Origin of the sequence: Halomonas cupida (genome assembly GCF_900142755.1) — a bacterium.
In the GTDB taxonomy this organism is placed as follows: Bacteria; Pseudomonadota; Gammaproteobacteria; order Pseudomonadales; family Halomonadaceae; genus Halomonas; species Halomonas cupida.
The window spans coordinates 37,419-59,525 of the sequence record NZ_FRCA01000008.1 but is presented as its reverse complement, the minus strand read 5'-3'; the positions used below and the strand labels follow the sequence as shown (position 1 = coordinate 59,525).

The window sequence follows — 22,107 nt, the reverse complement described above, 5'->3', positions numbered from 1 at the left end:
TCAGTGTGACACCGACGACAATCAAACAGCTCAAGGTGAGCTGTCTGATTGTGGGATCAAAGTGATCTCAGGGTCGCGGCCAGATCCTGTTGTGCGACAACCTCCTGATTGCGATCGTCGCGCAGGAACTTGATGGCAACCGTGCCGGAAGCCTGCTCGTTTTCGCCGATGATCAGCGCGACCCTGGCACCACTGCGGTCGGCCTTTTTCATGCGGTTCTTGAAGTTTCCGCCACCGCAGTGGAGCTGGACACCCAGCTCGGGGGCCGTGTCACGCAATTGCTCGGCCAGTGCCATGGCCGCCATATCGGTACCGGCATCCATACCCAATACATAGGCATCCAGCGGCGCACGGGCCTCGTCTGGAACGGTGTCCAGCGTCTCGAGCAACAGGATCAGACGCTCGATGCCCATGGCAAAGCCCACGGCTGGTGTCGGCTTGCCACCAAGCTGTTCCACCAGACCATCGTAGCGGCCACCAGCGCAGACCGTGCCCTGGCTGCCCAGTGCAGTGGTAGTCCATTCGAAGACGGTACGACAGTAGTAGTCGAGGCCGCGCACCAAGCGCGGGTTGATCACATAGTCGATGCCGGCCGCCTCCAGGCGAGCGGTAAGCGCTTCGAAATGCTCGCGGGACTCATCATCGAGGTGATCCATCAGCCGCGGCGCGTCGGCGAGCATATCGGCCATGGCCGGATTCTTTGAGTCGAGGATGCGCAATGGGTTCGATCCCAGGCGGCGGCGTGAATCCTCGTCGAGTACCTCATGGTGGGCCTCGAAGTATGCCACCAGCTTGTCGCGGTAGGCGGCGCGCGCTTCATTGGAGCCCAGCGAGTTGAGCTCCAGGCTCACATGCTCGTAGAGCCCGAGCTGCTTCCACAGGCGAGCGGAGAGCAGAATCACCTCGGCATCGATATCCGGGCCATCCAGGCCATAGGCCTCGACACCGACCTGGTGGAACTGGCGGTAGCGCCCTTTCTGGGGCCGCTCGTGACGGAACATCGGGCCGGTGTACCACAGGCGCTGAGTCTGGTTGTAGAGCAGGCCATGTTCCATGGCAGCACGTACGGTGGCGGCGGTGCCTTCTGGACGCAGCGTCAGGCTGTCACCATTGCGATCCTCGAAGGTGTACATTTCCTTCTCGACGATATCGGTGACTTCACCAATGGAGCGACAGAACAGGGCGGTCTGCTCAACAATCGGGGTGCGAATCTCGTCATAGCCATAGCGCTTCATCAGCGCGGCAACCTGGGACTCGAAGTACTGCCATACCGGCGACTGGTCGGGCAGAAGGTCGTTCATGCCGCGAATGGCCTGGATCCTGTTACTCAAAGATGACTCCTTGACTTCATTCTATGCCTGTACGCCGTCGTGGGGAGCGTTGGGGCTGACAGCGGCGCAGGCCGCCTGAATCAGTGTCTCTCAAACGCTGATGCCCGGGTGCCACTGGAGGCCCCGGGCATGTGCCGCTGATATCCGGCGAATGTATTGCCACTGTGTCGCGGCGGGTGGCGACGCTGTCAGCTCTGACGCACGATGACGTCTTCCTGCGCCGCCTGTTTTTCTTCTACCTTCTGTCGAATCAGTGCTTCCAGGTCATCAACCAGATGGTCATTGCGCAGCTTGCTCGCTGGCTTGCCATCGATATAGACCAGGTTGTTGGGGCTGCCGCCAGTCAGACCGAGGTCTGCCTCACGAGCTTCACCGGGGCCGTTGACCACACAGCCGATAACCGCCACGTCGAGAGGCGTCATTACGTCCTCGAGGCGCTCCTCGAGCGCATTCATGGTGCTGATGACATCGAAGTTCTGACGTGAGCAGCTGGGGCAGGCGATGAAGTTGATGCCCTTGGCGCGCAGTCGCAGGCTCTTGAGCATATCAAAGCCGACCTTGATCTCCTCGACCGGGTCCGCTGCCAGTGACACGCGGATGGTGTCGCCGATGCCGTCCATCAACAACATGCCCAGGCCGATGGATGACTTCACGGTCCCCGAGCGCAGGCCGCCGGCTTCGGTGATGCCGAGGTGCAGAGGCTGCTCGATGCGCGCGGCCAGGTCGCGGTAGGCGGCGACGGCCATGAATACATCGGATGCCTTGACGCTGACCTTGAAGTCCGGGAAGTCGAGGCGATCGAGATGATCGATATGGCGCATGGCTGATTCCACCAGGGCCGCAGGGGTCGGCTCGCCATACTTCTTCTGCAGGTCCTTCTCCAGCGAACCGGCGTTGACGCCGATGCGAATCGGAATGCCATTGTCGCGTGCGGCGGAGACCACGGCCTGAACACGATCCTCACGACCGATGTTGCCGGGGTTGATGCGCAGACAGTCGACACCCAGCTCGGCAACCCGCAGTGCAATGCGGTAGTCGAAATGGATATCGGCAACCAGCGGAACACTGGTGCCACGCTTGATCCTGCCGAAGGCCTCGGCGGCATCCATGGTCGGTACCGAGACACGAACGATATCGGCACCGGCCTTCTCCAGTGCGCGAATCTGGCCCAGGGTTGCCTCAACGTCCAGCGTATCGGTGTTGGTCATGCTCTGTACCGAGATCGGAGCATCTCCTCCGACCGGTACGGAGCCGACATGAATCTGGCGAGACTTGCGTCTTTGGATCGGCGAATGCGAATGCATGACTACGGAATCACTCCCCCAGCGTAAAGCGGGCTACGTTGCTGCGGCCGGCGATGCTGCGCAGATCGACAGCTTCGCCTTGCCAATTCAGGGCTACCTCGGAGGCGTTGCCGATGACCAGGCGGATGGGCGGTTCGCCCTCCAGGGTCACTTCGGTGCCGGCGGCCTGGGTGCCATTGAGCAGTTGTGTATTGGTGCTGTCGTTGATGTTCACCCAGGAGGCGCCATTGAAGGTGATGTTCAGCTCATTGGCGCTGGCAACGGCCTGCTCGCTCACTGCTGGTTGGTCGGTTTCGGCCTGTGCGTCTTCTGCCGCAGAGGCATCTGTTGCGTTCTCTGTGGTAGCAGCTGCCTGTTCGGCGGCTGCCACCGTGACCGGCGTGCCATCGTCCGTGGTGGTGACGTCCTGCGTGGCAGCGGCATCAGCGCTGGCTGCGGAGCCTTCTGCAGCGGCATCTCCATCGGCAACCAGCCCCATTTCGCTGTCGTCTTCAGGTACCGGAGGCAGGGCTTCGCTGTTGTTGTCGGGCGATTCATCGCTGGTCGCTTCGCTACCGTCGATGCTGTCCACTGAAACGGGGCCATTGTCGCTGACCTGCGGCGGCTGGCTGCCACCACGGCTTTGCCACCACATCAACGTCAGGCCCACCAGCCCAGCAATGACGATCAATGTCACCAGCCGGAACAGCCATGTACCAATGCGTGAGGGCGGCTTGTTGATATAGACCGGGGTAACCTTGCGCTCGACTTCCTCGTTGCCCATGCGAGCCTGGTACAGCTCCATGACCTGGCGAGTGTCGACTCCCAGCAATTGCGCATAGCTGCGCAGGTAGCCCCGTCGATAGGTGACAACCGGCACCTGATCATAGGTGTCGTCCTCCAGTCCCTCGATCACGGCGGGACGGAGGTTGAGGGCGGCACCGACTTCTTCTCTGGTCAATCCCTGGTGCTCTCGTTCCTGGCGAAGGAATTCGCCGGGAGAGCCCTGAGACGAGAGGATGTTGGGTTCGCTTTGTGGAGTTTCGCTCATGGCTGAGCATCCTTCATCTTGAAAACTGTAATCAAAGCGCGCCGGGCGTCGCAAGACGCGGCTGGGGGTCGCTTGTGCCCATTGTCGCAGAGGAGTCTCCGGCAATGGTCATCTTCCTTTCCAGGTGTCTTGCAGCAGGCGTGGGCCCGGCAAGATGCACATAGCGATCCAGCTGTGATCGGGCGCGCAGGAGGTTGCCCTGTGCGTATTCCAATTCTGCCAGAGTGAGGTAACTCAGTGGCTGACGCGAATCCATCTCCTGGGCTCGCTGCAGATCCTGCCGAGCGGACGCGACGTCCCCCAGTTCCCACTCACACCGTCCCAGATTGGCAAACAAACGGGACCGGTTGACGTAATGCGTATCTCTGGCCGCGATTTCCAGCTGTTCACAGGCGGCACTGGTTCGCCCTTGATCATACAGGAAGGCGGCGTAATTGTTGCGTGCTCGGGTAAAGTTCGGGTCAAGCGCCAGAGCCTTGCTGAAATAGTGCTCGGCGAGATCCTCCTCCCCCTGACGTTGATAGACCATCGCCATGGCCTGAAGTGCCCCGGGATCCGCCGCATCGATTGCAAGAGCACGATCCAGTGCGCTCATGGCCCGAGGTAGATTGTCTTGCTGTAGATAGGCTTCGCCAAGCTGGCGGTAGGCTGATACGGGATCGCTGGCCTGAGAAGCGGGGCCGCTGTGTTGCGAGGCGCAACCTGTCAGGCCGGGTAGTATCAGCAGGCCAGACAATACCAACAGGGTAGCCTTCAGGCTGATGATTCCTGCCCTGGTAGAACTCTGTTGGCCTGTCATTCGATCCTCGCGTCAGCGGCTTGTCAGCCGCATCATGATACCGCAGATGCCTTGTCGCCCAATTCCCGAAAAAAGCTTGATCATCAAAGCGTCACGGGGCGCTGAAGTCAAGCCGTAGAGTAGGCTCAATCGGCATCGATCTGGATCGACTGAATATAGCGCTCGTGACGTTTGGTACGGTCCTTGACGCGACCCACCAGCTGTCCGCAGGCGGCATCGATATCGTCACCCCGTGTAGAGCGGATCGGCGCAGTATGGCCAAGCTCGTGCAGCCATTTCTGGAAACGTACCACCTGATTGCGCGACGGCTTTTCATAGCCCGAGTGCGGGAAGGGGTTGAAGGGTATCAGGTTGATCTTGCATGGCAGATCGCGCACAACTTCGGCCAGTTGGCGAGCATGCTCCTGCTGATCGTTGACGCCAGCGATTACCGTGTACTCGATGGTGATCACTCGCGCGTCACCGCATTTCTGCAGATAGCGCTGACAGGCATCCAGCAGCGTGCGAATGTTGTACTTGCGATTCAGCGGCACCAGTTCATTGCGCAGTTCGTCGTTGCCAGCATGCAGTGAGATGGCAAGGCTGACATCGAGGTCGTCGCCAAGCCGATCAATCATCGGTACAACACCGGACGTCGACAACGTGACTCGGCGTTTGGACAAGCCGTAGGCGTTGTCGTCGAGCATCAATTTCATGGCGGGCAGAACATTGTCGTAGTTGAGCAGGGGCTCGCCCATACCCATCATCACGACATTGGTTACCGGGCGATGTGCAGTATCCCGGCTTGACCCCACGCTGCGCGATGCGACCCAGACCTGACCAATGATTTCGGCGCTGGTGAGGTTGCGCTGAAAGCCCTGCTTGCCGGTGGAGCAGAAACTGCAATCCAGCGAGCAGCCCACCTGGGAAGACACGCAAAGTGTGCGGCGCTTGCCGTCATCCGCGGGAATCAGCACGGTCTCGACATAGCTGCCGTCTTCCACTTCCACTACCCACTTGCGGGTACCGTCACTGGACGAGCCTTCGTAGACCACCTTCGGGCCGCGAATCTCGGCGGTTTCTTCCAGACGTGCACGCAGCGCCTTGGACAGGTTGGTCATTGTCGAGAAGTCGTCGCAGCCTTCGTGATGAATCCACTTCATCACCTGGGCGGCACGAAATTTCTTCTCGCCAATCGAGACGAAAAAGGCTTCCAACTGCTCACGGGTCATGCCCAGCAGGTTGGTGCGTTCGGGAGCGGTGGTCGCGGTCATGGTAGGTTCAGTGGGTCATAGGACCGGTTGGGTGCGCGGGAGCAGGCTCCCGCGCAGGTATTGCAGAAGGGGCTCAGCGCGGGCAGATTTCGTCAGCGCTGAAGAAGTAGGCAACTTCGCGCTCGGCAGAAGCCGGAGAATCGGAACCGTGAACAGCGTTGGCATCGATGGAAGAGGCGAAGTCAGCACGGATGGTGCCGGCAGCGGCTTCCTTCGGGTTGGTGGCGCCCATGAGCTCGCGGTTGAGCGCGATGGCGTTGTCGCCTTCCAGTACCTGAACAACCACCGGACCAGAGGTCATGAACTCGACCAGCGCGCCGAAGAAGGGGCGTTCCTTGTGTTCGGCGTAGAAGCCTTCAGCCTGCTCGCGGGACAGGTGGATCATCTTCGCGGCAACAACCTTGAGGTCGGCCTTTTCGAAGCGAGTCACGATTTCGCCGATGACGTTCTTGGCAACAGCGTCGGGCTTGATGATGGAGAGAGTGCGCTCGGTAGCCATGGTTACTCCGCTAGTAAGGATGGATGAATGGCAGGTAGATAACGTCGCGCCGCCTCGGAGACCGGGGCGGCGCAACGCGATAAGGTGTTCTTTTCGGCGTCACGCGCCGTTGGGCCGCAGATTATAGCGCCGATAGGCGGCCAGGGGAATGATTGTGATGAGCTACGAGCTACGAGCTACGAGCGTTCCTCGTGCCGGGTTCGGCTCGGTGCTGGTTGCTCGTCGCTCGCGGCTGGCCATTCCTATACCGTAAAACTCTCGCCGCAGCCGCATTCATCCTTGACGTTGGGGTTGTTGAAGCGGAAGAAGCGATTGAGTCCTTCGTTGACGTAGTCCACTTCGCTGCCGTCGAGCATCTCGAGAGCGTCCGGGGCGACGAACACGCTTACTCCGTGTTCCTCGAAGGTGGCGTCGTCCTCGGCAACATCGTCAGCAAAGTCGAGCACATAGCTATAGCCGGAGCAGCCGCTGGGCTTCACCGACACGCGCAGTCCCAGACCGCTGCCGCGTTCATCGAGAACACGGCGAATCTGGTCTGCGGCAGCGGGAGTGATGGTCAGCTGTGCCATGGGGGTCTCCTGGTCGTCGGCTCGATTCGTATCGGGCCCGGTGTGCAGTTCATGGACCATATAAAAGTTCATGGAACCTGTGTGGTTCACGGGGCTGCGCGTTCACGCAGTCCTGTCAGTGCGTGGCGAAGCGCCTGGCCGGCGCGCTCGATGTCATCCTGGGTGGTGAAGCGTCCAAGACTCAGGCGTAGCGAGGACAATGCCAGACGTCGTGGCACACCGATGCCCTTCAATACATAGGACGGCTCGACGCTGGCAGAGTTGCAGGCAGAGCCTGTGGACAGGGCAATATCGCGCAGGGCCATCAATAGCGACTCACCATCAACACCATCGAAACCAAGATTGAGGATGTTGGGGACAGACACCTGGATGTCGGTGTTGCAGCATACACCATCGATATCGGCGATGGTGGACAGCAACTGATCACGTAGTGCGGTGATTCTTGCCTGGTCTTCCTCGCCGTGTTGTGCCGCAAGGGCGAATGCCTCGCCCATGCCGGCAATCTGGTGAGTGGGCAGGGTGCCGGAGCGCATGCCGCGCTCATGGCCGCCACCATGAATGAGTGCCTCTATACGTAAATCCGGGCTGCGTTTGACGTAAAGCGCGCCGATGCCCTTGGGGCCGTAGACCTTGTGGCCAGAGAGTGACATCAGGTCGATACCCAGTGCCTCGACATCCAGCGATATGCGGCCGCTGCCCTGGGCGGCATCAACATGCAGTACGGCACCATGCTCATGAGCCACCTGGGAGAGGGCGGCCAGATCGTGGATGCTGCCCAGCTCGTTGTTCACTGCCATCAGTGATACCAGTACGGTATCCGGGCGCATGGCATCGGCCAGCTGTTGCGGAGTGATGCGGCCGTCGGCACCCGGTGTCAGCCAGCTGACCTCGAAGCCTTCCTTCTCGGCGGCCTCGGCGGTATCGATGACAGCCTTGTGCTCGATGATCGACGTGACCATATGGCGGCCACGCTCACGATTGCCGCGGAGATAGCCGAGAATGGCCAGGTTATCGGCCTCGGTGGCTCCACTGGTCCAGACAATCTCGCGTGGGTCGGCATTGATCAGGTCGGCAACCTGGCGACGCGCGCTCTCCACTGCCTGCTCGGCCAGCCATCCCGGCATATGGCTACGCGACGCCGGGTTGGCAAAGGTGCCATCCAGGGTCAGGTGACGCGACATGACGTCGGCAACCCTCGGGTCGACCGGTGTCGTGGCTGCATAATCAAGGTATACGGGTGATGTCATGGGGTCACTTTCATCATGATCCGGCGCCTGGCGCAGGTAACGGGGGCAGGGGCATCACGTTGCCGAGACCAGGATGCCATCCTCATTCAGACGTTGTCTCTGTCGTCCTGCAATCTCGGCAATTTCCTGACGCCGTGCCAGCTCACCAAGAGTGACTCCGGCCAGAAATTGCTGGATACGTTCCGACAACTCGTCCCAGAGGTGGTGGGTCAGGCAGATGTCGCCCTGTTGACAGTCCGCAACACCGCCACAACGGGTGGTATCGACCGACTCATTGACGGCTTCGATGACCCGGGCGACAGAAATGTGTTCGGCACTGTCGATCAGCAGGTAACCGCCGCCGGGGCCGCGCACGCTGTCCACCAGGCCTGCACGGCGTAGCCGAGCAAACAACTGCTCAAGGTAGGACAGCGAAATCTGCTGTCGGCGGGCAATATCGGCAAGGCACACCGGGCCGTCATCGGCATTGATGGCCATGTCGAGCATGGCGGTCACGGCGTAGCGGCCCTTGGTGGTCAGGCGCATGAGGAAATACCTCGGCGCCGACGAGAGGTCGGCAGCTCTGTCTGGTGGTCGAGTAGGCGATCATGCGGTCTCACCGACTCATTCATGGCTGCCATTATGAGAAAGACCGAGTATTGCGGTCAACCATTCTCCCGATGATGTTCGCGCACCTTGTTGATGTTCTGCGCCTGGTCGCTGTCTTGCGCCTCGTCATCACTGGTGGTAGCGGCCTGGTCGTCGTTGTGTTCACCGTCCGGGGAGGGGGCTGAAGCCTGATGTTCCTCGTCCTGCGGTGTATCCGACGTTTTAGGCTGGTGCGCGGAGATCGGTGGGCAGTCGCGATCCACCTCGTCGAGAATGTCAGCGAAATCCTCATCGCGCAGTTCCGGCATCCGGCCATCGCGATAGTTGGCGTCAAGCTTGCGCAGGGTCTGACACATTCCGCCGATTCGTTCATCGACAGCATGCATGTGGTCGAGCATGGCCTGGATGGAGCGAGCTACCGGATCGGGCATGTCCTGGCTGATGCCATAAGCATCGAAACCAAACTTCTGACACATGGCCTCGCGGCGAGCCGGATCAACCTCGAGCATGGGCTCGCTGTCCGGATCCGTGCGCTTGACGATCTTGCCGGGAATGCCGACGACGGTGGCACCGGCGGGAACTTCCTTGGTGACGACCGCATTGGAGCCGACCTTGGCTCCGGCACCGACGGTGAAGGGGCCAAGGATCTTGGCGCCGGCACCCACGATGACGCCATCCTCGAGTGTTGGATGCCGCTTGCCCTTGTTCCAGCTTGTCCCGCCCAGCGTGACTCCCTGATAGAGGGTGACATCGTTGCCGACTACCGTGGTTTCGCCGATGACCACGCCCATGCCATGGTCGATGAAGAAACGACGACCAATGCTGGCGCCGGGGTGGATCTCGATGCCGGTCAGCCAACGGCCGAGTGTCGACAGGGTGCGCGCCACCCATTTGAAGTTGCGTTTCCACAGTGAGTGGGAAAGTCGATGCAGCAGCAGGGCATGCAGCCCGGGGTAGTTGGTCAATACCTCGAGAAAATTGCGTGCCGCCGGATCACGGGCGAATACGCTGTCGATGTCTTCGCGCAGACGTTGAAACATGCGGCGGTCCTTGAGTCAGCCTGAGCCTTCATAGTGCGGGCTGTTGTCGCCCGCTTCAAGTGGATGATGCGCAACTTCAATGATGGTTGTCGGAGGAGCTCTCATCACTGGAACGTTGGCCCATGGCAACCTTTCCGGCAGCCTTCTCGGTGGCGCTGAGGATGCCGCGTAGAATATTGAGCTCCATACGCTCGGGCCGCGAGCGCAGGGTAACCCGACGCAGGCGAGCCATCAGTTGGCGTGGTGTTGCCGGGTCATGAAAGCCAATGGCGATCAGCGTTCGCTCGAGGTGAGCGAAGTAGTGCTCCAACTCCTCATGGGTGGCCAGCGGCTGCACTTCGTCATCGTCTGAGGCTGGCTGGTCCTGATGAGACAGCCAACTGAGCCGGCACTCGTAGGCCAGTACCTGTACCGCCGCGGCCAGATTCAGTGAGCTGAAATCCGGGTTGGTAGGGATATGCACGTGGGCATGGCAACGTTGCAGTTCGGCATTGGACAGGCCACTGTCCTCACGGCCGAAGACGAGTGCGATGCGGGACTCGGAGTGCTGCAGCTCCTCGGGAAGGCGCTCGCCCAGCGCTCGCGGTGTCATCATCGGCCATGGCAGGGTACGGCTGCGTGCACTGGCGCCGACGACTAGACTGCAGTCGCTGACGGCTTCTTCCAGGCTGTCGACAACCTGTGCGCTATGTACCAGTGTGTCGGCCCCGGAGGCACGGGAGATGCTGTCGGCGCTGATCGCTTCACAGCGTGGGGCAACCAGCGCCAGGTCCGTCAGGCCCATGTTGTGCATGGCACGTGCGACACCTCCGATGTTGCCGGGGTGGCTGGTGCCGATCAGGACGATTCGAATTCGCTCAAGCATGTCAGGCTCTATGGTGATGTTCAGGGGCGTGGCGTGGACATGGGCGCCAGGAGTTCGGTTCAGATGATGGCTTTGCGGCTCGGGGAATGGCGCGGGCACGCAAGGGGGCGGATTCTATCATGTTCGTGGATGGCTGCGGATATCGAGGCGAATCTGCGTGGCGTTGATGCTCCTGATCTGCTAGGATTCGCGCCGAGTCCGTTTTCCCAGCACTTTTTCTTCACCGAATACCGACTCCGTTCTTTAACACCACTGACTCCCAAGGCCTGATCATGCATCCGATGGTCCAGTATGCCCTGCGCGCTGCCCGTAGCGCCGGCGAACAGTTTCTACGTATTCGTGAGCGTATCGAGAATGCTCACGAGGAACACAATCTCGACCGTCTGCTCGAGGATACCGCGCGAAACGCCGAATCCCTGATCACTCGCCAGCTCGCTCGCGGCTATCCGCAGCATGGTGTAGTGGGGCGTTATACGCCGCATCGTGCCGGCGAAGGTGAAGGCAAGGATGTGCTGTGGCGCATCGAACCCTTCCATGGCTACTCCAACCTCAGCGTGGCATCTCCCGAGTTCGCGCTATCGGTTGTCTGTCTGATCAAGGGCCGTCCGGAGCATGCCGTGGTGATCTGCCCGTTCAGCGATGACGAATATCTTGCCAGCCGCGGCCGTGGTGCCCAGCTCAATGGCAAGCGACTGCGTGTGCCCAAAGGGCATGTGATCAGCGGCGCGCGTCTGTCGATGAGCCTGCCCGACAGCTATCTGCGTTCACGCTTCCTGCCCACCTGGCTGACGCTGGTTCAGCAACTGGCGCCGCAGACCGAGCAGCTGCAGTCTTCCGCTTGTGGGCTGCTGGATATCGCTCGTGTGGCAGCCGGTCGTGCGGATGCCGTGTTTGTATTGGGCATCGATGAGCAGGATCTGGATATTGGTAGTCTGATCCTCAAGGAGTCCGGTGCGCTGGTAGGTACCCCGAGTGGCCAGCCTTCGGTGGCTGTCGAGGGTCCCCTGATGGCGGCCAACCCGCGCCTGTTCAAGGCGCTGATCAAGCAGCTGGCACCTCACGTCCAGCATATGCCGGGCCGCCACGAGTCCGATTGAACTCGGCATTATTAACCCGGCATGCTTTCATGTTGGGTTAATGGCGGCACAGGGACGTGCCGCCGACAATCAAATCGATCAGGATGAGCTATTTGATTGCCATGTTAATAGCTGAAATATAGAGGCTCTTGTGACTGAGCCTCTTGACACAGAGCCCCTTTCGCCAACGGCGGAAGGGGCTCTGTCGTATGTAGCGCTCGATAGGTCGGCGCTTTTGTTACTGCAGGGCGCTGACCACCTCGTTGACCTGCAGCAGTGTGGACTCCAGGCCACCACTGGCCAGATACCACAGCTTTGGTGAACCCTTGACCACCGAAAGGTCACCCAGCTCGGTCTGCAGTGCCTCGAGATCCAGTTCCGGCTGGCCAATGGCGGCACTGCGATCGATGACCCACACCAGGTCTGGTGCCATGGCACTGATCTGGGCAGGTGTCAGCAAGGTGAAGCTACGCTCTCCTCGCGCCTGAGTGTCGGCGTCTTCCGGTAGGTTGGGAGAGGCGAGTCCCATCAGGTCATTGACGATGGCATCCTCGCGGTAGACCAGCTTGCCGTCATTGTGCAGCACGACGAGCACCTCAGGAGTGCCCTCCACCCTTGCCACCGCATCGTCAATGTCCGCGTGCAGCGAGTCCAGAGCGGGGCCGGCTTGCTCATCCGCGCCATATTCTGTTGCCAGGGCGTGGGTGTTGGCTTCCAGTCGGCTCCAGTAATCGTCAGCCTCCACACCGCCGTTCAACCAGGTGGGGGCAATCTCCTCCAGCTTCTGCTTCTCGCCACTCAGGCGCCCGCTGATGATGATGCTGTCTGGAGCGAGTTGGTCCAGTACTTCATATTCGGGGGATTTCAGGGAACCGACATCGGCATATTTCTGTGTGGCATAGGCAGACAGGTATTCCGGCAGGCTGGATTGGGGGACGCCGGCAATGCGCTCGCCTTGCCCCAGGGCGGTGAGAGTATCGAGAGCGGAGTAGTCCAGAGCGGCGATACGCTGTGCGTCAGTATCCGCCCAGGCTTGAGCGGTAACAGTGAGCAGGGAGGCAATGGCCAGGGGTTTGAGCATCAGTGGCGTCCTTGTTGGTCAAGAAAGAAAGCTGGTCAGAAACGTTGAGACTCTTTCGTGAGAATGAGTCTCAACTGCTTTCATCAAGGGACGCTAAACGAGAAATGCGCAGGAAATGGTCATGTCCCGCTCCGAGAGCGGGACAGGGTGTTGCATGGACTGCAACCTCAGTGCGGGTCCGGCGTTTCCTGCTGCGGCTGATTGCTCTGAGCAGCTCGGACACGCTGGGTCCAGCGCTGCCGAGCGTACTTGCGCATATTGGTGACGTCGTCGGTTTCATCGACGATGTCTTCTCCCAGAATCGTCTCGATGACATCTTCCATGGTAATCAGGCCCACCCAGGTACCGTGGTCATCATAGACCACGGCGAGGTGCTGGTGGTCGCGCTGCATCATCAGGAAGACGCTCTCGACACTTTCAGTGGCACTGACGGTAGCTGCCGAGTGCATGACCTCCTTCATGGTGGCCTGCTCCTCGGCATGATAGGTGTCAGCCTTGTGCACATAGCCCAGAGCATGCTCTCCGCCGTCCATGACAGGGAAGCGTGTGAAGGGTGAGCGCGACAGCTCGGTGTCGAATTCGGCCACTGTCATTGACGGTCGCACAGAAACACACACTGTGCGTGGCGTCATTACGCTGTTCACCGTGATCTCATGAAGATTGAGAATGTTGGTGATGGTGCGTGCCTCGTCGCGGTCCAGCGCTTGCTCGTCCAGACCGATACGGGCGAGTGCCTTGATCTCGCCGCGCATATCGGTATCCGGTGCATCGTGGCTGATGCGCCGCGTGATCAGTTCCGACAGCCAGATGAAGGGGCGCAGGATCCAGATCATGCTGCCCAGCATCGGAGGCAGCCAGCGTGACAGCTGTCGCCAGTAGGTGGCACCGATGGTCTTGGGGATGATTTCCGAGAGTATCAGGATCAACAGTGTCATCACGGCAGAGGCCAGGCCCAGCCAGGCTTCACCGAAGACCACGGCAACCTGGGCGCCAACACCAGTGGCACCGCCGGTATGGGCGATGGTATTGAGTGTCAGAATCGCCGAAAGCGGTTTGTCGATGTCCTGCTTCAGCGCAGCAAGGCGACGGTGCAGCCGAGGTTGGCCGTCCTTGAGCTGGGCGATATAGCTGGGAGTCAGAGAAAGAAGCGCGGCTTCCAATACGGAACACAGGAAGGAAGCGGAGATGGAAAGGATGGCAAATGCAGCCAGAAGTAACATGGGGCCTCAGTAGGTGACCAGAGGGGTAGCGCGCAGGGACTCGGTCCCGATGGCAGCGCCGGAAGTATCATGCAATAGCGTCAATGATTGGGCAAGTGAAATACTTGTGGCAGCGCTGAAGTAGACACACTGGTTCTCCAGCACAATAAAAGGCCCCCGCTGCTCAGAGAGAGGCGGGGGCCGGAGGTGTTGCAGAAGCTGAAGGTTACCGTCAGGGCAACTCTTCCGCTTCGGGGTCTTCCTTCTTCTCGGGAATCAGATCCTTGCGCTGCAACTTGAGCTGGATCAACAATGCGGAAGCGACATAGATCGACGAGAAGGTACCGATACCGATACCAACCAGCAGGGCGATCGCAAAGTTGTGGATCATGTCGCCGCCGAGCACAGCCAACGCCACCAACACCAGAATGGTGGTGCCGGAAGTGGCCAAGGTGCGCGACAGAGTCTGATTGATGGCTTCGTTGAAGATCTGTGCCATGTCATCGATGCGCGACTTGCGAATGTTCTCGCGGATGCGATCGTAAACCACGATGGTGTCGTTGAGCGAGTAACCGATCACCGCCAGAACCGCCGCCAGCACCGTCAGGTCGAACTCCAGCTGGAATGCAGCAAAGACGCCAAGCACGATGATCACATCGTGTACCAGTGACACCAGCGCGCCGAGGGCGAACTTGTACTGGAAGCGGAAGGCGACGTAGAGCATGACGCCGCCCAGCGCCAACAACATGCCCAGACCGCTCTGGTCGCGCAGCTGATCACCGACCTGGGCGCCGACGAACTCGGCCCGTACCAGGTTGACATCAACGCCACCCTGAGCCAGCAGGTCCACGACCTGTTGGCCCACATCCGCATCGAAGGCCTGCTGCAGGCGGATCAGCACCTCGTTGGCGGCACCGAAGGTCTGCACCGAGACATCATTGAAGCCGCCCTGGGCCAGGGCCTCGCGCACACTGTCGAGGGTAGGGGCGGTGGCGTACTGGACTTCGATAAGGGTGCCGCCGGTGAAGTCGAGGCCCAGCGCGAGCCCCTGAATCACCAGTGCGACAATCGAGGCAACAATCATCAGCGCCGAGAAGGCGAAGGCCAGTTTGCGCCGCCCCATGAAGTCGATGTTCAGGTTCGTGACGCGTTTCATACCGTCTTCCTGTGATGAATTCGTGAGTTCATGGCATCAGATCCAGATCTTCTTCAGCGGACGGCCACCGTAGATCAGGTTGACCATGCTGCGTGTCACCATCAGCGCGGTGAACATTGAAGTCAGGATGCCGATTGACAGCGTCACGGCGAAGCCCTTGACCGGTCCGGTGCCGATGGAGAACAGAATCACTGCCACTAGCAGAGTGGTCAGGTTGGCATCGACAATCGACGAGAAGGCGCGCTCATAACCGGCATGAATGGCCTGTTGCACTGACATGCCGTTACGCCACTCTTCACGTATGCGCTCGAATATGAGCACGTTGGCGTCGACCGCCATCCCCAGCGTCAACACGATACCGGCGATCCCCGGAAGGGTCAGGGTGGCGCCGAGCAGCGACATCACTGCGACCAGCAGAGTCAGGTTGAAGGCCAGCGCAATGTTGGCAATGACCCCGAAGGCCTTGTAGCGGATCAGCATGAAGAGCACGACCAGCAGCAGACCGACCTGCACCGACAGCATGCCACGGGCAATATTGTCGGCACCGAGGCTCGGGCCGATGGTGCGTTCCTGAGCAAAGTAGATCGGTGCTGCCAGAGAGCCGGAGCGCAGCAGCAGGGACAGTTCGGCGGCTTCAGTGGGCGAATCAAGCCCAGTGATGCGGAAGCTGTTGCCCAGTGCGCTCTGGATGGTTGCCAGACTGATGATGCCGCGCTCGGTGTAGGGATCGCGGACGGTAACCTGCTTGCCGTCCTCCATCACCGTGCGGTCACGGGTCTTGTGCTCGATGAACACTACCGCCATGTTGCGGCCGATATTGCTGCGCGTGGCGCGGTTCATCAGCGTGCCGCCGGTGCCGTCCAGGTTGATGTTGACCTGGGGGCGACCGCTCTCGTCGAAGCTGCGGGTCGCACTGGAAACACTGTCACCGGTGATGATTACGTCACGCATCAGGTCGGCGGAGCGTGCCGGTTCATTGCGGAACGCCAGGCTCTCCGTCTCATTGGCCGGCGTATCGGAACGTGCCTCGAGACGGAACTCGAGGTTGGCTGTCGCACCGACGATACGCTTGGCAGCGGCGGTATCCTGTACACCCGGCAACTCGACCACAATGCGATCAGGGCCCTGACGCTGAACCAGCGGCTCAGCGACACCCAGCTCATTGACGCGGTTGCGCAGGGTGGTCAGGTTCTGGTTGATCGCGTAATCCCGGATTTCATCCACCGCCGCATCGGTCAGTGTCATGCTCAGTGCGGCACCACGCTGTGTCTCCGGTGTCTCGTACTGGAAGTCCGGGAAGCTTCGGCTGATCAGACGCTGCGCCTCGTCGCGATCCTCATCGTTGATGAAGTCCAGGCTGATGGTATGCCCTTCAATCTGGGTGTTGCGGTAACGGATCCGCTCGTCGCGCAGCTGTTCACGGACGGCACTGGCGTTGACCTCGAGGCGTTGCTGAACCGCAGCGTCCATGTCCACTTCCAGCAGAAAGTGAACGCCACCGCGCAGGTCGAGGCCCAGGGTCATCGGAGAAGCCGAGAGTGAGGCCAGCCAGTCGGGGGTCGATTCGGCAAGGTTCAGGGCGACCACATAGTCATCGCCGAGCGTCTCACTGATCAGGTCGCGTGCGGGAATCTGGTCGTCGGCGTTGCGCAGCCTGATGAGCAGGCTATTGGGTGCTTCCTCAAGGGTCTTGACCTCGATGTCCGCGCTGGCAAGAGCTTCTTCAAGACTCTTCTGCTGCGCCGGAGACAGGGACAGGTCACCGCGGTCGCTGCTGATCTGCACCGCCGGGTCTTCAGGAAAGAGGTTGGGAAGCGAATAGATCAGGCCGAAGAGAAGCACCAGTGCGATGAGCAGATACTTCCATAGGGGGTAACGATTGAGCATCGGGGCTCTGCCCTCAGTTTGCTGACGAATATGCTGACAGTCGAACTGTCATGCCAACGCGCGATGACCGAAAGAACGGCCATCACGCGCTGACATAGAGTAGCCTCGCCCGAGGGCGAGACCTTGACGCCGATCAGATGGACTTGAGAGTGCCCTTCGGCAGCACCGCTGCGACAGCGTTCTTCTGCACACTGACTTCAGTGCCTTCGGCGATTTCCATGACCAGGAAGTCGCTGTCATCGCTGACATTGGTGACACGGCCCATCAGACCACCGCCGATAACGATTTCGTCGCCCTTGGACAGACCGGCGATCAACTGCTTGTGTTGCTTGGCCCGTTTGGCCTGCGGACGCCACAGCAGGAAGTAGAAGATCAGCACGAAGCCGACCAGCATCACGATCTGGGCAATACCGCCACCAGCGGCACCGCCGCCGCCTTCAGCCATGGCCGGGGAAATGAAGAAGTCCAACATGTACGACACTCTCCTGGAGTTGTGGAAGAACCTGGGTTGTTGAGAAAACGGTTGTTGATAAATCAGCTGCTATCGAGACAACAGGTGTAGCTTCAGGTATTCAAACGGCTGGCTCGAGGCCAGCCGTCGGTCAATTCGGCGCGGGAGGGACTGGCATACCACGTTGTGCGTAGAACCCTTCCACGAAGTCAGCCAATGTACCCGCTTCGATAGCACCGCGCAAACCAGCCATCACACGCTGATAGTGGCGTAGGTTATGAATGGTGTTGAGCATCGAACCGAGCATTTCGCCGCAGCGATCAAGGTGATGCAGGTAGCTGCGTGAGAAGTGCTGACAGGTGTAGCAGTCGCAGTCATCTTCCAGCGGTCGAGTGTCGTGACGGTGCTTCGCGTTACGGATCTTGACCGTGCCCTCGAAGGTGAACAGGTGACCGTTGCGTGCATTGCGGGTCGGCATCACGCAGTCAAACATGTCGACACCACGGCGCACTCCCTCGACCAGATCCTCCGGCTTGCCGACGCCCATCAGGTAGCGCGGCTTGTCGGCAGGCATCCACTCGGGCAGGTAGTCGAGCACCTTGATCATTTCTTCCTTGGGCTCACCCACTGAGAGGCCGCCGATGGCATAGCCGTCGAAGCCGATCTCGTCGAGTCCCTTGAGGGACTGTTCGCGCAGCTCCGGGTACATGCCCCCCTGGATGATGCCGAACAGGGCAGAAGGAGAGTCGCCATGGGCGGTGCGCGAGCGCTTTGCCCAGCGCAGCGACATTTCCATCGAGCGTTTGGCTTCCTCGAAAGTCGCCGGCCAGGGCGTGCATTCGTCGAAAATCATCACGATGTCGGAGCCCAGCGAGCGCTGAACGGCCATCGACTCCTCGGGGCCCATGAAGACCTTCGAGCCATCGACAGGTGAGCGAAAGTGCACACCTTCCTCGGTAATCTTGCGCATCTCGCCCAGCGAGAACACCTGGAAACCACCGGAGTCGGTGAGAATCGGTTTTTGCCACTGGGCGAAGTCGTGCAGGTCGCCATGGGCCTCGATAACCTCGGTACCCGGACGCAGCCATAGGTGGAAGGTATTGCCGAGGATGATCTCGGCACCGATCTCTTCGACCGAGACCGGGGTCATGCCCTTGACGGTGCCATAGGTTCCTACCGGCATGAAGGTCGGTGTCTCGATGGTGCCGCGGGGGAAGGTGATTCGACCGCGACGTGCTCGCCCATCACTGGCGAGCTGCTCGAAGCGCATGAAACATTCGTTACGCATGATGTGATCTATCTCCGTGTCCAGCGACGGCCGGACAAGATGTTGGGCCTGAATCAGCGTTGGCGAGTCAGGAACATGGCGTCGCCGTAGCTGAAGAAGGCATAGCGCTGTTCCACGGCTTCTCGATAGGCCTGCATCACAGGCTCGAAGCCGGCAAAGGAGCTGACCAGCATCAACAGGGTCGACTCCGGAAGATGGAAGTTGGTGACCAGGGCATCGACACAGCGCCACTCATAGCCGGGATAGATGAAGATGTCGGTATCACCGGAGAAGGGAGCGATCTCGCCCGAGGCACTGGCGGTCTCGAGGCAGCGCACACTGGTGGTGCCTACCGCAATGACCCTCTTGCCGGCCTGCTGTGCCGCTCTGACTCTGGCGCAGGTCTCCTCGCCAACCTCGATCCACTCGCTGTGCATATGATGCTCGCGAATATCGTCGGCACGCACCGGCTGGAAGGTGCCGGCGCCAACATGCAGCGTCACGAAAGTCGATTCGACCCCTTTTGCTGCCAGACGTTCCAACAGCGGCTGATCAAAATGCAGACCCGCGGTGGGAGCAGCGACAGCGCCATCGCGACGGGCATAGACCGTCTGGTAGCGCTCGCGGTCCGAAAGCTCGTCCTCGCGAGTGATGTAGGGTGGCAACGGCATGTGCCCGTGCTGCTCGAGTAGCGCAATCATCGGTGTCTCGCCGAGAAAACGTAGTTCGAACAGGGCATCCTGACGCCCCTCCACCACGGCCTGGATACCACCCTCGAAAACCAACTCGGTGCCGGGTTTCGGGGATTTGCTGGAGCGTAGGTGGACCAGACCGCGATGGGCATCCAGCGGGCGTTCCAGCAGCATCTCCACCTTGCCGCCGCTGGCCTTGTGGCCGTGCAGGCGTGCGGGGATGACGCGGGTATCGTTGAACACCAGCAGGTCACCGGGCTCCAGCATGTCGACCAGGTCAGGGAAGCGTTGGTGGCGGAATTGGCCGCTGTTGCCATCGACGCACAGTAGACGGCAGTCGCTGCGGACTTCCGAGGGGTAGCGAGCGATCAACTCCTGTGGAAGATCAAAATGAAAATCGGCTCTTTGCATGTGGGCTCTTGAATCGCGGGCACAACAGCTATCGTGGGATGAGTGGCCCGCCAAAGGTACGGTAAGTCGAAGGGTCGACGGGTGACGGCGGTGCACAAGGATAGCGTTTCCTGACCGTCACGTCAGGAAACGCTTTAACATCAGCTGTCAATTATACATATTCACCACATCAACAGGATCAGCCCATAGGCCATCAGAGTGACCAGTACGGTGCTCGCCAGGTTCAGCGCAAAGCCGGCGCGGATCATCGACTGGATACTCATGTGCCCAGTGCCGAAGACGATGGCGTTGGGTGGGGTGGCCACCGGCATCATGAAGGCACAGCTGGCAGCGATGGCAGCGGGCACAGTAATCAACAGGATCGGAATGTTCAGAGACATGGCCATGGCTCCCAGCAAAGGCAGGAAGGCGGCCGCCGTGGCGGTATTCGACGTCACCTCGGTGAGGAAGATGATCACCAGCACCACGCCGCCGATAAGGGCCAGAACCGGCAGCACCCCGAGCGCGCTGAGTTGACTGGCGATCCACTCGGCCAGACCCGACGAGCTGATGGCGCCAGCCAGAGCAAGACCTCCGCCGAACAACAGCAGGATTCCCCAGGGAAGCTTGACCGCCTCTTCCCAGACCATCAGTGATTCACCACGCTGTCGACCGCTGGGTATCACGAACAGCGACATACCGGCGAGAATGGCGATGGTCGTGTCCGACAACCAGTCGAGGCCGAGATTGTTGAGCATGGGGCGCATGATCCAGGCCGCGGCGGCGAGCAGGAAGACTATTCCGACACGCTTCTCTGCGGTGGTCATCGGGCCCATCTCGGTCAGCTCACGCTGGATCATGCTGTCGCTGTCGCTTTCCCCAGTGGTCAACTGGAAGTCGCCGCGGCACAGCCACCACCAGGCGACTACCATCATGGCAACACTGATTGGCAGGCCGACGAGCATCCACTGGGCAAAGCCCAGATCGATGTTCTGTGAATCGGCAAGGTAACCGGCCAGCAGCGCATTGGGCGGTGTACCGATCAATGTGGCCACGCCACCGATGCTGGCCGAGTAGGCGATACCCAGTAACAACGCGGTGGCAAAGCGCTTCAGCTCTTTCGGGTCCGACTTGTCGAGCAGACTCAGCACCGAGATGCCGATCGGCAGCATCATGATCGCCGTGGCGGTGTTGGATACCCACATGCTGATGAAGCCGGTCGCGATCATGAAGCCGGCAATCTGGCGTTTCGGTTCACTTCCCACGAAGCGCAGTACCTGCAGGGCGACACGACGATGGAGGTGCCACGCCTGCATGGCAATGCCGAGCAGGAAACCACCCAGGAACAGATAGATGATCGGGTTGGCATAGCTGGCAGCCGTTGCCTTGATATCACCAATGTCCAATGCCGGAGCGAGCACCAACGGCAGCAGTGATGTCACCGGAATCGGTATCGCCTCGGTGGACCACCAACTCGCCATCAGCAGCGCCATGCCGACACAGTGCCAGGCAATCGGGGACATGCCGGTCGGTGGCGGGACCACCAGTGTCAGCAGCAGGAATGCCAGACCGAGCACCAGCCCGATGCGTGCAGCGACTGAGGGAGACGGTGGGGCTTCGTTGCGGGACTGCGCCATGGCGGGCTCCTGATGCGAAAACTACAGGTGGCTTGGGATGCCGGGAAAAGGTTGGCGCAATCATAACAATCGGATGACGATATTCGCGAGAATGAAATGTAGCCATTGACCTGGCCGTCTGCCCACGTATAATTCTCGCCCGTTGCCGGTGTGGCGGAATTGGTAGACGCAGCGGATTCAAAATCCGCCGCCTTCACGGGTGTGTCGGTTCGAGTCCGACCACCGGCACCATCTTTATCAAATCAGGCGCTTATGCGCCTTTTTTTGTGTCTGAAATCTGTCCTGGTTCTGTGAGTGGATGCCACCTGGTCGCTGAGGGTCGCATCCAGCCCATGGCTTCACGATGAACCTGTTGCGGCCATGTATGACCCTTTTGTGGTCATGTACGACCGCTCCTGCACACCAGACAGCCCGCAAGTGCCTTCCACAAACACGGCTTCGGAGTGAGAAAGGAGATGTTCTGTTGATGCAGGACAAGGCTTTCCGCTGCCGAGTGGTTATTGTCGTCACGCCTTGAATGAGCTCTCACCGGGCTCTCTATACCACCGTGATGCAAGGGATAACCCATGGCGATGCGACCCTGTCCGCAGTGCAGCTTGATGGTCAGTACGGTTGCCCGGCGCTGCCGTGGTTGTGGTTCTGATCTTTGCCAACGCCGTTCACGTTGGGCGGCAGGATTGCTCAAGTGGAGCTGCGTTCTGGTCGGCCTCGGCGCGGTCGGCGGGTGGTTCCTGCTGGGGCATTGA

General features: G+C 60.2%; 21 protein-coding genes and 1 tRNA gene. 3 read left to right on the top strand and 19 right to left on the bottom strand.

Going from position 1 to position 22,107, the window contains the following annotated elements; translation table 11 throughout:
• Positions 1 to 56: 56 nt before the first annotated feature.
• The 11 genes from hisS to trmJ form a co-directional block, all read right to left on the bottom strand.
• A complete protein-coding gene (gene hisS / locus BUE38_RS14555; protein WP_073435970.1) occupies positions 57 to 1,331 on the bottom strand; it encodes a histidine--tRNA ligase in 1,275 nt (424 codons plus the stop codon).
• Positions 1,332 to 1,519: 188 nt separating this feature from the next.
• Complete coding sequence (ispG, locus tag BUE38_RS14550) at positions 1,520 to 2,635, bottom strand: flavodoxin-dependent (E)-4-hydroxy-3-methylbut-2-enyl-diphosphate synthase (protein ID WP_073435969.1); 1,116 nt, start codon at positions 2,633 to 2,635, stop codon at positions 1,520 to 1,522.
• A 10-nt stretch (positions 2,636 to 2,645) separates the two neighbouring features.
• Positions 2,646 to 3,665 (bottom strand): RodZ domain-containing protein, encoded by a 1,020-nt coding sequence (locus BUE38_RS14545; protein ID WP_073435968.1) that lies wholly within the window; start codon positions 3,663 to 3,665, stop codon positions 2,646 to 2,648.
• A gap of 31 nt (positions 3,666 to 3,696) precedes the next feature.
• Positions 3,697 to 4,464, bottom strand: a complete 768-nt coding sequence (pilW, locus tag BUE38_RS14540; protein ID WP_073435967.1) for a type IV pilus biogenesis/stability protein PilW — start codon at positions 4,462 to 4,464, stop codon at positions 3,697 to 3,699.
• Positions 4,465 to 4,589: 125 nt separating this feature from the next.
• Complete coding sequence (gene rlmN / locus BUE38_RS14535) at positions 4,590 to 5,717, bottom strand: dual-specificity RNA methyltransferase RlmN (RefSeq protein ID WP_073435966.1); 1,128 nt, start codon at positions 5,715 to 5,717, stop codon at positions 4,590 to 4,592.
• Between the two features lie 73 nt (positions 5,718 to 5,790).
• Complete coding sequence (ndk, locus tag BUE38_RS14530) at positions 5,791 to 6,216, bottom strand: nucleoside-diphosphate kinase (RefSeq protein ID WP_073435965.1); 426 nt, start codon at positions 6,214 to 6,216, stop codon at positions 5,791 to 5,793.
• 242 nt (positions 6,217 to 6,458) lie between these two features.
• Positions 6,459 to 6,785, bottom strand: coding sequence for a HesB/IscA family protein (locus tag BUE38_RS14525; RefSeq protein WP_073436119.1), 327 nt, complete (start codon positions 6,783 to 6,785; stop codon positions 6,459 to 6,461).
• An 86-nt stretch (positions 6,786 to 6,871) separates the two neighbouring features.
• The gene (locus tag BUE38_RS14520; RefSeq protein WP_073435964.1) at positions 6,872 to 8,032 is read right to left on the bottom strand and encodes an aminotransferase class V-fold PLP-dependent enzyme; all 1,161 of its coding nucleotides are present in this window, start codon (positions 8,030 to 8,032) and stop codon (positions 6,872 to 6,874) included.
• Positions 8,033 to 8,086: 54 nt separating this feature from the next.
• Positions 8,087 to 8,557 (bottom strand): Rrf2 family transcriptional regulator, encoded by a 471-nt coding sequence (locus tag BUE38_RS14515; protein ID WP_073435963.1) that lies wholly within the window; start codon positions 8,555 to 8,557, stop codon positions 8,087 to 8,089.
• Between the two features lie 119 nt (positions 8,558 to 8,676).
• Positions 8,677 to 9,660 (bottom strand): serine O-acetyltransferase, encoded by a 984-nt coding sequence (gene cysE / locus BUE38_RS14510; protein ID WP_084541963.1) that lies wholly within the window; start codon positions 9,658 to 9,660, stop codon positions 8,677 to 8,679.
• Between the two features lie 76 nt (positions 9,661 to 9,736).
• On the bottom strand, positions 9,737 to 10,525 hold the full coding sequence (gene trmJ / locus BUE38_RS14505) for a tRNA (cytosine(32)/uridine(32)-2'-O)-methyltransferase TrmJ (RefSeq protein ID WP_073435962.1): 789 nt from the start codon (positions 10,523 to 10,525) through the stop codon (positions 9,737 to 9,739).
• Between the two features lie 272 nt (positions 10,526 to 10,797).
• On the opposite strand from trmJ, the gene BUE38_RS14495 reads away from it, so the two are divergent.
• Positions 10,798 to 11,622 carry an inositol monophosphatase family protein gene (locus BUE38_RS14495; protein ID WP_073435960.1) on the top strand — a complete coding sequence of 275 codons (825 nt, stop codon included), beginning with the start codon at positions 10,798 to 10,800 and terminating at the stop codon, positions 11,620 to 11,622.
• A gap of 217 nt (positions 11,623 to 11,839) precedes the next feature.
• On the opposite strand, the gene BUE38_RS14490 is transcribed toward BUE38_RS14495, so the two are convergent.
• The 8 genes from BUE38_RS14490 to BUE38_RS14455 all read right to left on the bottom strand — a co-directional run bounded on the left by BUE38_RS14490 (position 11,840) and on the right by BUE38_RS14455 (position 21,361).
• Complete coding sequence (locus BUE38_RS14490; RefSeq protein ID WP_073435959.1) at positions 11,840 to 12,682, bottom strand: ABC transporter substrate-binding protein; 843 nt, start codon at positions 12,680 to 12,682, stop codon at positions 11,840 to 11,842.
• 167 nt (positions 12,683 to 12,849) lie between these two features.
• Entirely contained in the window at positions 12,850 to 13,902 is a 1,053-nt protein-coding gene (locus BUE38_RS14485; RefSeq protein WP_073435958.1) for a CNNM domain-containing protein, read from the bottom strand.
• A gap of 211 nt (positions 13,903 to 14,113) precedes the next feature.
• The gene (gene secF / locus BUE38_RS14480) at positions 14,114 to 15,037 is read right to left on the bottom strand and encodes a protein translocase subunit SecF (RefSeq protein ID WP_073435957.1); all 924 of its coding nucleotides are present in this window, start codon (positions 15,035 to 15,037) and stop codon (positions 14,114 to 14,116) included.
• Positions 15,038 to 15,073: 36 nt separating this feature from the next.
• Positions 15,074 to 16,924, bottom strand: coding sequence for a protein translocase subunit SecD (gene secD / locus BUE38_RS14475; RefSeq protein WP_073435956.1), 1,851 nt, complete (start codon positions 16,922 to 16,924; stop codon positions 15,074 to 15,076).
• Positions 16,925 to 17,057: 133 nt separating this feature from the next.
• Positions 17,058 to 17,396, bottom strand: a complete 339-nt coding sequence (yajC, locus tag BUE38_RS14470) for a preprotein translocase subunit YajC (RefSeq protein ID WP_073435955.1) — start codon at positions 17,394 to 17,396, stop codon at positions 17,058 to 17,060.
• A gap of 130 nt (positions 17,397 to 17,526) precedes the next feature.
• Positions 17,527 to 18,645 (bottom strand): tRNA guanosine(34) transglycosylase Tgt, encoded by a 1,119-nt coding sequence (gene tgt, locus BUE38_RS14465; protein ID WP_443093374.1) that lies wholly within the window; start codon positions 18,643 to 18,645, stop codon positions 17,527 to 17,529.
• A gap of 71 nt (positions 18,646 to 18,716) precedes the next feature.
• Complete coding sequence (queA, locus tag BUE38_RS14460; protein WP_073435953.1) at positions 18,717 to 19,745, bottom strand: tRNA preQ1(34) S-adenosylmethionine ribosyltransferase-isomerase QueA; 1,029 nt, start codon at positions 19,743 to 19,745, stop codon at positions 18,717 to 18,719.
• A gap of 161 nt (positions 19,746 to 19,906) precedes the next feature.
• A complete protein-coding gene (locus BUE38_RS14455) occupies positions 19,907 to 21,361 on the bottom strand; it encodes an SLC13 family permease (protein ID WP_073435952.1) in 1,455 nt (484 codons plus the stop codon).
• A gap of 144 nt (positions 21,362 to 21,505) precedes the next feature.
• Between BUE38_RS14455 and BUE38_RS14450 the strand changes: the two genes are divergently transcribed.
• Positions 21,506 to 21,592 (top strand) — tRNA-Leu (locus BUE38_RS14450).
• Between the two features lie 335 nt (positions 21,593 to 21,927).
• A complete protein-coding gene (locus BUE38_RS22635) occupies positions 21,928 to 22,107 on the top strand; it encodes a hypothetical protein (RefSeq protein ID WP_143166342.1) in 180 nt (59 codons plus the stop codon).